This window comes from Streptomyces sp. NPDC002138, assembly GCF_040296485.1.
GTDB lineage: Bacteria > Actinomycetota > Actinomycetes > Streptomycetales > Streptomycetaceae > Streptomyces.
Window position 1 is genome coordinate 1 of the sequence record NZ_JBEOXE010000127.1, and the last position, 9,258, is coordinate 9,258.

The following is a 9,258-nucleotide window of genomic DNA, read 5'->3' on the forward strand; positions in this document are numbered from 1 at the left end:
CGGGGGGGCCGGCCGCCGGGGCCGGCGGGGGGGCCCGGCCCGGGGCCCGCCGCGGGGGGGGGGGGGGGGGCCGGCGCGGGCTGGGGGGCCGGGGTGGCCCGGGGGGCGTCCGCGCGGGAAGCGTCCACCCGGCGGCCGTGCTCGGCGACCAGGGTCGGGGCGCGGTGGCGGCGCGGCAGCGGTACGGCGCCGGAGGCGGTGCGGGCGGCGGTGTCCCGGTGGGAACTCTCCAGCCGGACGGGGCCGGTGGGGGCCTGCTGCTGCTCCCGGCCGGGGTCGCGATCGGCGGTGCGGTCGGCGGTGCGCAGGCCGAGCAGGGTGCTGCGCGGGGTGCCGTTGGGCGGGGTCTCGTCGTCCAGGGTGGCCATGGCCGGGACGGGGGTGGCGGGGGGCGTGCCCTTGGCGGGGGCGGTGCCGTTGCCGTGGGAGTGCCCGGTGCCGTTGCCGTTGCCGCTGCTCTTTCCGCCGGGGGCGGGCGCGTCCAGGCCGAGGACGTTGAGGGGTGCCTCCAGCTCGACCGGGCCGTCCAGCAGGGCCGCGGACACCGGGCGCCTGGGCGGCGTACCGTTTCCGCTCCTGTTGCCGCTCCCGATGCCGACTCCGGCGCCCGCGCCGATGCCGTGGGCGCGGGTGGCCGGGCCGCGTCCCACGGCGGGCCGGTCGGCGCCTTCCAGGCGCAGGCCGCTGCCGTTGGTCTCGGGGGCCTCGGTGAGCAGATCCACGGGGAGGAACACGACCGCGGTCGTGCCGCCGTACGGGCTGGGCTGGAGGGAGATCTTGATGGCGTGGCGCTGGGCGAGGCGGCTGACGACGAACAGGCCGAGGCGGTCGGTGTCGGACAGCTCGAACTCGGGGGTCTCGGCGAGCCGGAGGTTCGCGTCGAGCAGCGCGTCCGGGTGCATGCCGAGGCCGCGGTCGTGGATCTCCAGGGTGAAGCCGTTGGCCACGCGCTCGCCGTGCACCTGGACCGCGGTGTGCGGCGGGGAGAACACCGTGGCGTTCTCCAGGAGTTCGGCGATGAGGTGCGTGACGTCGGCGACGGCGGGGCCGGTGATGCCGAGCCTCGGCAGCCTGCGCACCTCGATCCGCTCGTAGTCCTCGACCTCGGCGACGGCGGCCCGTACGACGTCCATCAGCTGGACCGGCTTGCGCCACTGGCGGGAGGGCGCGGCGCCGGAGAGGATCACCAGGCCCTCGGCGTGACGGCGCATGCGGGTGGTCATGTGGTCGAGGCGGAAGAGGTCGGCCAGCTCCTCGGAGTCCTCGGTGCGCCGCTCCATGGTGTCGAGCAGGGTGAGCTGGCGGTGCAGCAGGACCTGGTTGCGGCGGGCGAGGTTGACGAACACCTCGGAGACCCCGCGGCGCAGTTCGGCCTGTTTGACGGCGGCCTCGACGGCGGCGCGCTGGAGCAGGTTGAGGGCCATGCCGACCTGGCCGACCTCGTCCTTCTCGTACTCCAGGCGGGGCGCCTCGGTGTCGACGTCCACGTGCTCACCGGCGGCGAGGCGGCGCATCACGCCGGGCAGCCGGACGCCGGAGACCTCGTGGGCCTCCTTGCGCAGCCGCGAGAGGTCGCGGATCAGGTCGCGGCCGATGCGCACCGAGAGCACCAGGGAGACGATCAGGGCGACGAAGCCGAGGACGCCGGCGACGGCCGCCTTCACCAGGACGTCCATGGCGACGGGTTCGACGCGCTTCTGGTAGCGGTCGCCGGCGGCGGTGCCCATGGTGGCGAGGTCGTCGAGGACCTTGCCCGCGGCTTCGTCCCACTGGGCGGCGGGGACGCGCGGGTTCTTGGCCGCGCCCGCCTGCACGATGCGTTCCTCGGCGTCGCGCAGGACTTTGGTGTCGGGACCGCTCCAGTACTGCTCGAACAGCTCGCGGTCGCCGGCCGGGAGGATCGCGAGGTTGAAGTCGTAGAACAGGGCGCGGTTGGCCATCAGGTCGGAGACCGTACGGATGTCCTTGGCACTGAAGTTGCGGGCGGCCAGCCCGGAGGCGACGACGGCGTCCTCGCGGGAGAGCGCCTCGCGGGCCCGGGTGATGCCGACGAGGGCCCGGCCCTCCTTGTCCATCTCGACGTTCTCGAGCGCGTGGAGATTGAGGAGGAAGTCGTAACAGGGGTCGACCAGACGGCTGTAGAGGTCCAGCGCCTGACCGGGATCGAGAGCGGTCTGGTCGACGGAGTGGCGCAGGGCGCCGATGCCGTGGAAGGCGTCGAGGATGGAGCCGAGCCGCCCGGCGGCGGCGGGGCTGAGCTCCTCGACCACGTCCGGGTCGGTGGCGTTGCGGGTGATGTCCGCGACGATCGCGTCGGTAGCGGCGCGGCGCTGGGTCAGTTCGGCGGTCGCGGTGGCCGAGCGCGGGTCGCCGAGGACCACGAGGGTCTGGCGGCGTTCCTTCTGGATGACGCGGACGACGTCCTCGATCGGGTAGCCGACCTTGTCGATCACGTAGGCGACGTCGAGCAGTTCGACGGCCTGCCGGCCGGTGATGACCGTCGAGAAACCCCAGAGTGCGGTCAGGGAGACGAGCGGCACGAGGAGCAACGCCACGATCTTCCGGCGGATGGATTTCCCGCGAAAGCGCATGGCCTCCCCAGCCTCCCCCAGCTCAACCCCGCTGCCGGGGGGTCGGTGTTCCGTCAATTAAACGGCGTGAGCCTACTACTGACGCGGGGCACTCTCGAAGGCCTGTCCGGACGTTTTCGGCCGGACCTCCGGACGAAGATCACGAGTTGTCCGATACTTCCGGTCGAGTGCGGCCCGATATGCGGCACATGACACCTGGTGGGGCGTCAGTTCCCGTCTCTTCAGGGATGGCTGGAATTATTCGTTCCGTGGAGAGCGGCAGGGACGGGAGTGGTGGAACCGGGGGGGAAAGGGTGCCGATCCGGGAATCTCCCACCCTTCTCGAGCGTCTATCTGTTCGAGGCGGCATGGCGAGCCGTCTGGTGGGGAGTAGCGGAACATGGGCAGCGGTGTGGACGAAGACGAGAACGGGCGAGGGATCAGGACGATCGGGACGGCCCCCCGGGGGCGTCCTCCTCTGTGGGTCGAGGAGCCGGCGCGTCAGCGCAGGATGCCCGACCCGGTGCGCACGGCCGCCGTGCGCGCGGTGTTGATAGTGGCGCTGACGCTGACGCAGGCCTCGGTCTCCTTCCTGCTGGCGGTGGCCGGGTCCTGGCTCGCGTTCCCCATGGCGCTCGGCGCGATAGCGGGGACCGTGGTGGCCACCTGGGGGGTGCTGGACGTGTGGATCACCCGCCAGACGTGGAACCAGCGCTACGGCGTGGTGTCGGTGCCGAGCAGCACGGCGCGGGAGCTGCGCCGGGACCGGCGCAGGGCCCGGCGCGCGGCCCGGTCCGGGCACATACCCATGGCCTCGGGCGGAATGCGCTGACGTCGGCGTTCCGCCCGGGGCCGGGGTCCGGCCCCGGGCCCGGGGTCCGGGTCAGCCGCGGCGGAACATCCGGGTCGCGGTGATCTCGCCGTGGATCGCCTCGCCCTCGGGGCGCTGCTGCGGCAGGCCCGGGCGCAGGTGCTCCTCGACGCTGATGTACTTCAGGCCCGCGCGCAGGTCGGCGTCGTTGCGCAGCCGGATGACCAGGGGGAACTCCGCGAGGGCGGTCGTGTCGAACAGGCCCGTCGTGTACAGCAGCTGGACCCCGAGGGCGTCCGACACCGCCCGCTGGAGTTCCAGCAGGTACGTGGCGTTCGCGCGCCCGATGGGGTTGTCGAGGAACAGGGTGCCCGCGTGGCGCTGCTTGTCCCGGCCGCGGTCGTTGCTGCGCAGGGCCGCCATCGTGCAGTAGAGGGCGATGGCGGCGGTGAGCAGCTGGCCGCCGGAGAAGACGTCGCCCATCTGCCCGACCGGGACGCGCTCGGCGCGCAGCACGGCGTCGGGCTTGAGGATCTCCACCGCGATGCCCTTGGGTTCGAGGGCGGCCTGGACCCCGCGCAGCAGCAGGGACATGCCGTCGCGGCGGCCCTCGCCGAAGGAGGCGGCGCTGTTCTTCTTCACGGCCGCGCGGGTGGCCTCGTCGATGACCTCGCCGAGGCGCTCCGCGAGGGTCGCCTGGTCGGGCTCCTCGAAGCGGATGCGCAGGAACTCCTGGCCCGACCACTCCCCCAGTCCTTCGGGGAGCTGGGAGAGCCGCTGCGCCGAGCGCAGGGTGGCCAGCGCGGACTCGACCAGTCCGCGCAGCCGGTCCACGATGCTGTCGCGGTTGCGTTCCAGCTGCTCCAGCTCGTCCGTCAGGACGCGCAGGCGCGGGGCGAAGGCGGTGGCCCAGGAGGCCGCGTGCTCGGGCAGCGAAGCGGCCGGAAGTTCGCGGATCTGCTGGCGCGCGGGGGTGCGTACGGCCTCGTAGCGGGTGGCGTTGGCGTGCCGGACCAGGATGTCGCTCGCCTCACGGACGGCGGCTTCGGCGGCCGAGAGGTCGCCCGCGTGGCCGCGCAGCGAGCGGCGGGCCTCGGTGGCGCTCTGCCGGGCCTCCTCCAGGCTCCCCTGGAAGGCACCGCTGCCCTGTTCGTCGGCGTCCTCCTGCGGGCTCTGGTCTCGCATCAGGTCCCGCAGCAGGGCGGCGGTCTCCTCGAACCCGCCCGCGCCGTCCTCGGCGGCGCGGTGGGAGCGCAGCAGGTCGGCGTGGGCGGCGCGTGCGCTCTCCACGGCGGAGCTGTGGGCGGCGAGCTGGGCGGTGGCGGTCCGCAGCAGGGTCTGGGCGCGCTCGACGTCGTCGGGGATCAGCTCCTCGGGGAGGTCGGCGTGCGCGGTCCCCTCGGCGGGGGCGTGCCGCTCGGCTTCGCCGCGCAGGCGGCCGAGCTGCTCGCTGGCGGTGGAGGCGCGGGTCTCCAGCATCTGGACGAGCGACTCGGCGCGGGCGGTGGCCGCCTGGCGGGAGGGGCCGTCGGAGCCGTCGGTGCCTTCGAGGAGCTGGGCGGCGCGGGTGCGCACCTTGTTGGTGAGCCGGTCGATGTCGGCGAGGGCGGCGCTCTCGTCGCTTTCGGCGCGGGCCTGTTCGGCGCGCAGGTCGGCGCCGACGCCGACCTTCTCGTACAGCTGGGAGGCGGCCCGGTAGGCCTCGCGCAGGTCCGGCAGCGGGGTTCTGGCGGCGTCCTCGTCCGCCGGGAGGTGCTCGGGGGCGCCGGCGATCTCGGCGCGTTCGGCGCGCAGCGCGCGGGCGGTGCGGCGGGCGTCGTCGGCGGCGCGCTGGGCGGCGCGCCGGTCCTCGTCTGCGGACCGGGCGCGGTCGAGGCAGGCCTCGGCGCGGGCCTCGGACTCGGCCGCCTCGTCGGCGAGTTCGCGCAGCCGGACCTGCCAGCCGGCCCGCTCGCGGAGCCGGAAGGCGAGCCCGGCGAGCGCGTCGGCGGCGCGGCGGGCGCGCTGGGCGGCGTCCTGGCGCTCCTCGCGGATGCGGGCGGCGTCGGCGGCGCTCTCGTCGGCTTCGGCGCGCGCGGTGCGGGCCTCGGTGAGCTCGGCTTCGGCTTCCTGGGCGAACGTACGGGCGGAGGCGGCCTGTCCGGCCAGCTCGGCGAGGCGGCCCGGCGGGCAGCCGGTGCGCCAGGAGGCGAGGCGGGCGGCGAGCGCCCGGTCCGCGCCGAGGCGGGCGGCCAGCTCCCGGATCTCGGTGTCGCGGGCGGTGGCGCGGGCGCGCAGCGCCTGGCGCTCCTCGTCGGCGGCGTGCTCGTCGTGCATGGCCGGGTTCGGCGGGACGAGGAACACGCCGGTGTCGGCACCCGGTCCGGCGGGCGGTACGGGCGCCAGCAGGGCGGCGGCGGTACCGACGGCGACGGCGGAGCGGGGCAGCAGCGCGGCGGCGGAGAGCACCTCGCGGGCCCGGCTGTGGGTGTCGGGGTCGGTGATGACCACGCCGTCGACGAGTTCGGGGCGGGCGGCGAGGACGGCCGCGTGGTCGGCCGGGTCCACGGCCTGGGCGAGGTAGCGCCAGCCGGGGAGGGCCGGGATGCCGTGTTCGCCGAGGTATTCGACCGTGGCCAGGACGTCGGGGCCGGGCGGCAGCAGGCCGCCGTCGCCGAGGGCGCCGAGGATGCGGGCGTCGTCGGCGGCGGCGGTGCGCAGGTCGAAGAGCTGGCGCTCGGCGGTGGCGACGCCCGTGTCGAGCAGGTCGCGCAGCTCGTCCGCGCCGCGGTCCAGGTCCTCCGGGGTGAGGCCGGGGGCCTGCTCGGGGGCGTCCGTACCGGATCCGGCGGCCGGGAGGCCCAGGAGGTCTGCGAGGCGGGGCGCGGCGGCCAGCGAGGCGGCGGCGCGGTGTTCCGCGTCGTGGGCGGCCTCGGCGGCGTCGGCGGCGTCCGCCGCGCGGGCGGCGGTCAGTTCGGCGCGGGACTGGGCGGCGGCGGCTTCGCGGGCGGCGTCGGCGGCGGCGCGGGCGGCCTCGCGGGCCTCGTCCCAGCCGGCCACGGCGCTCTTCTCGGCGTCGCTCGCGGCGAGGGCGGCGCGGGCGGGGTCGGCGTCGGGGGCGGAGTCGTCGAGCCAGCCCGCGCGGACGGCTTCGGCGGTCTCCTGCTCGACCTCGCCGAGGCGGGCGCGCAGGTGTTCGGCCTCGCTGCGGGCGCGCTGGGCGGCGGTGGCGGCGGCGGTGGCGTCGCGGTGGGCGCTCTCGCCCAGCTCTTGGAGCTCGGCGGCGCGCTCCTCGCCCTCGTTGGCGACCTCCTCGCCCGCTTCGGCGGCCGTGTGCAGCGCCCGTACGAGCGCGGCGGCGGCGGCGGCGCGGGCGGCCAGCGCCGGGGCGGCGTCCCGTTCGGCTTCGAGGATGGCGGCGGCGACCCGGGCGGAGCGGTCGGCGGCGACGCGGTGGCGCAGCACGGACTCGGCGGCCTGCCAGGCGGCGTGCAGGGTGCGGGCTTCGAGGAGCTCGCGGCGCTGGGCGGTGGCCGCCTTCTCGGCGACGGCGAGGGCCAGCGAGGCGTGCCGGTAGGCGAGTTCGGCGGAGACGGCCGCGCTGCGGTCGCGGGCGGATTCGGCGGCGGTGACCTGGTGGGCGGCGTCGGTGACCCGCTGGGCGAGGTCGGCGGCGCGGCCGCGCTCCTCGGTGGCGCGGGCGGACAGCCGCCGGGCGAGGGTGCGCGTACGGCGTTCCGCCCCCGCGTGGACGTCGCGGGCCCGGGAGCGGGCCGCGGTGGCGTCCACGATCCGGCCGAGGAGGTCCACCGAGCCCGCGGTGAAGTCCCGTTCGGCCATCAGCTCGGCGCGGCGGCCGAGCTTGTTGCCGAAGCCGTGGACCAGGTCGGCGAGGCCGTCCGTGTCGCGGGTGTCGGTGACGGCGCGCAGCAGCAGGTCCGTGAAGTCGGAGTCCTTCTTGACCGCGAAGAGGCCGGCCGCCTCGCCTTCGTCGGCGTTCATCTCGCGCTGGTAGCGGAAGAGTTCGGGGTCGAGGCCGAGGTCGGTGAGGTGTTCGTTCCAGCGGTCGTGGATCTCCTCCCAGGAGACCTCCAGGTGCGGGTACGCCTTGCCCGCCTCCGTGAGCGCGTCGCGGAAGCCCTTCATGGTGCGGCGGCGGCCCTGTGCGCCGGAGACCCCCTCGACGACGGGGCGTACGGCGGTCGATTCGGCGACCGGGAGGTTGTCCAGGCTCAGTCCGGGGCCGGGGCGGAAGGAGTACCAGGCCTCGGCGAACTTCCGCGGGTCGTTCGAGACCTGGCGGCCGCGCCATTCGCTGACCTTGCCGACGACCACGCATGCGCCGGTGCGGGTGTGCTGCCACTCCAGGGCGACGTGGCCGCAGTCGTCGGCGAGCAGGAACTTGCGCAGGACGCCGGAGCTGGCGCCGCCGAGGGTGTTGCGGTGGCCGGGCAGCATCACCGAGAAGATCAGCTTGAGCAGGACGGACTTGCCGCCGCCGTTCTCCAGGAAGAGCACCCCGGCGGGCGCGGGGCGGCGCGGCGGGCCCGACGGCTCGTCCTCGAAGAACTCCGCCTGGGTGGGCGCCGGGTGGGGCACCGGCTCGCCGACTCCGCGCAGGTCGAGCACGGTGTCGGCGTAGCGCGCACCGGCGGGTCCGATGGAGTAGAGGCGGATCCGGGACAGCTCGTACATGGCGGACTCTCGTGATGGCTCGGTACGGGGGCGGGTGGCGGGGGCGGCCGGGTGGTGCTCGCGGTGCCGGCGGGGCTCAGGTGTGGAAGGGCAGGCCCGCGTCGGCGGCCAGTTCCAGGTCGTCACCCTCGGGGGGCGGCAGCAGGGTGGCGGAGCCGTCGCTGACGGCGACCACGCCGAGTTCGAGCAGTTCGGCCATCGCGGCGCTGCCGGCCATGTCGCGGACCTGGAGCTGATAGCGCGGGGTGGTCCGGTAGGTGCCGCCGGCGTCGTCCCCGGTGCGCTGGAGGAACCCGGAGTCGGTGAGGAAGGCGGCGGCCTTGCCGACGATGCCGGTGGTGGAGCCGGCGAGGCGGCGGGCGTCCTTGGTGGCGCCGGTGGCGCTGCGGCGGGCGTAGACCCGCCAGGCGGCCTCCAGGCCGGGGGCGTCGGTGGCCGGGTCGGTGTTCTCGCCCCGCTCCTCGGCGCGCTCCTCCAGGCGGCGGCAGGTCTGGCGGACGAAGGCGTCCACGCCGTTGACCGTGATCCGGCCGATGTAGCCGTCGTCGGCGAGGTCCTCGGGACGCGGGAAGGCGAGGGCGGCGACGGCGAGGTGGGCGAGTCCGTGCAGGAACCGGTCGGCGGAGTCGGCGGTGGTGCGGCGGGCGTAGTCGCCCATGCGGACGGCGAACACCGAGTCCTCCCCCGCGGCGACGGCCATCCCGGCCCGGGGGGAGACCTCCAGGACGACGAGCCCGAGCCCGGTGGCGACGGCGTCGGCGAGCCGCGCGAAGGGCGGGTCCTCGCGGTAGCGGCGCAGGAGTTCGGCGTATTCGGCGTCCCGGGCGGGCAGCAGCTTGGGCTGGAGCCCGAAGGCGACGAGCCGGGCCGCGTCGGCGGCGTCGGCCGGGGTGACGGCGGCGCCCTGGGCGGCGCGGGCGGGGACCGACGCCGCGTCGGGCTCGCTCCACGCGGGGTGCTCGGCGTGGTGGTCGCTCACGGGTGCGTCTCCTCGGGGGCGGTGCGGGTGCTCGCGGTGCGGGTGCGCGCGGTGCGGTGGGCCGCGGCGGGGGTGTTCGGGGGCGGGGCGGGGCGGCGGCGCCCGGGGGTGGGGCGCGGGCGCGTCGCCGCGGGGCGCGGGGGGCGGGTTGTCCTACGACCTGCACGGCGCCTGGAACGAGTACGTCGGCCCCAACGCCTCGCTCTTCGACGACGGCAAGGACG

The 9,258-nt window shown here is 75.8% G+C and carries 4 protein-coding genes; 1 reads left to right on the forward strand and 3 read right to left on the reverse strand.

The window, feature by feature from the left end:
• Nucleotides 1-2,591: sensor histidine kinase (locus tag ABT084_RS37250; protein ID WP_351054102.1), on the reverse strand; the 2,591-nt coding region annotated here is incomplete at its 3' end.
• Nucleotides 2,592-2,970: 379 nt separating this feature from the next.
• On the opposite strand from ABT084_RS37250, the gene ABT084_RS37255 reads away from it, so the two are divergent.
• A complete protein-coding gene (locus ABT084_RS37255) occupies nucleotides 2,971-3,402 on the forward strand; it encodes a hypothetical protein (RefSeq protein ID WP_351054104.1) in 432 nt (143 codons plus the stop codon).
• A gap of 51 nt (nucleotides 3,403-3,453) precedes the next feature.
• On the opposite strand, the gene ABT084_RS37260 is transcribed toward ABT084_RS37255, so the two are convergent.
• On the reverse strand, nucleotides 3,454-8,055 hold the full coding sequence (locus ABT084_RS37260; RefSeq protein WP_351054107.1) for a hypothetical protein: 4,602 nt from the start codon (nucleotides 8,053-8,055) through the stop codon (nucleotides 3,454-3,456).
• 76 nt (nucleotides 8,056-8,131) lie between these two features.
• Nucleotides 8,132-9,034: a hypothetical protein gene (locus tag ABT084_RS37265; protein WP_351054110.1), complete on the reverse strand. Its 903-nt coding sequence runs from the start codon at nucleotides 9,032-9,034 to the stop codon at nucleotides 8,132-8,134.
• Nucleotides 9,035-9,258: the final 224 nt, after the last annotated feature.

Coding starts and splice junctions, on each gene's coding strand:
- ABT084_RS37255 (WP_351054104.1), top strand. CDS start 2,971: ATGGGCAGCGGTGTGGACGAAGACGAGAACGGGCGAGGGATCAGGACG.
- ABT084_RS37260 (WP_351054107.1), bottom strand. CDS start 8,055: ATGTACGAGCTGTCCCGGATCCGCCTCTACTCCATCGGACCCGCCGGT.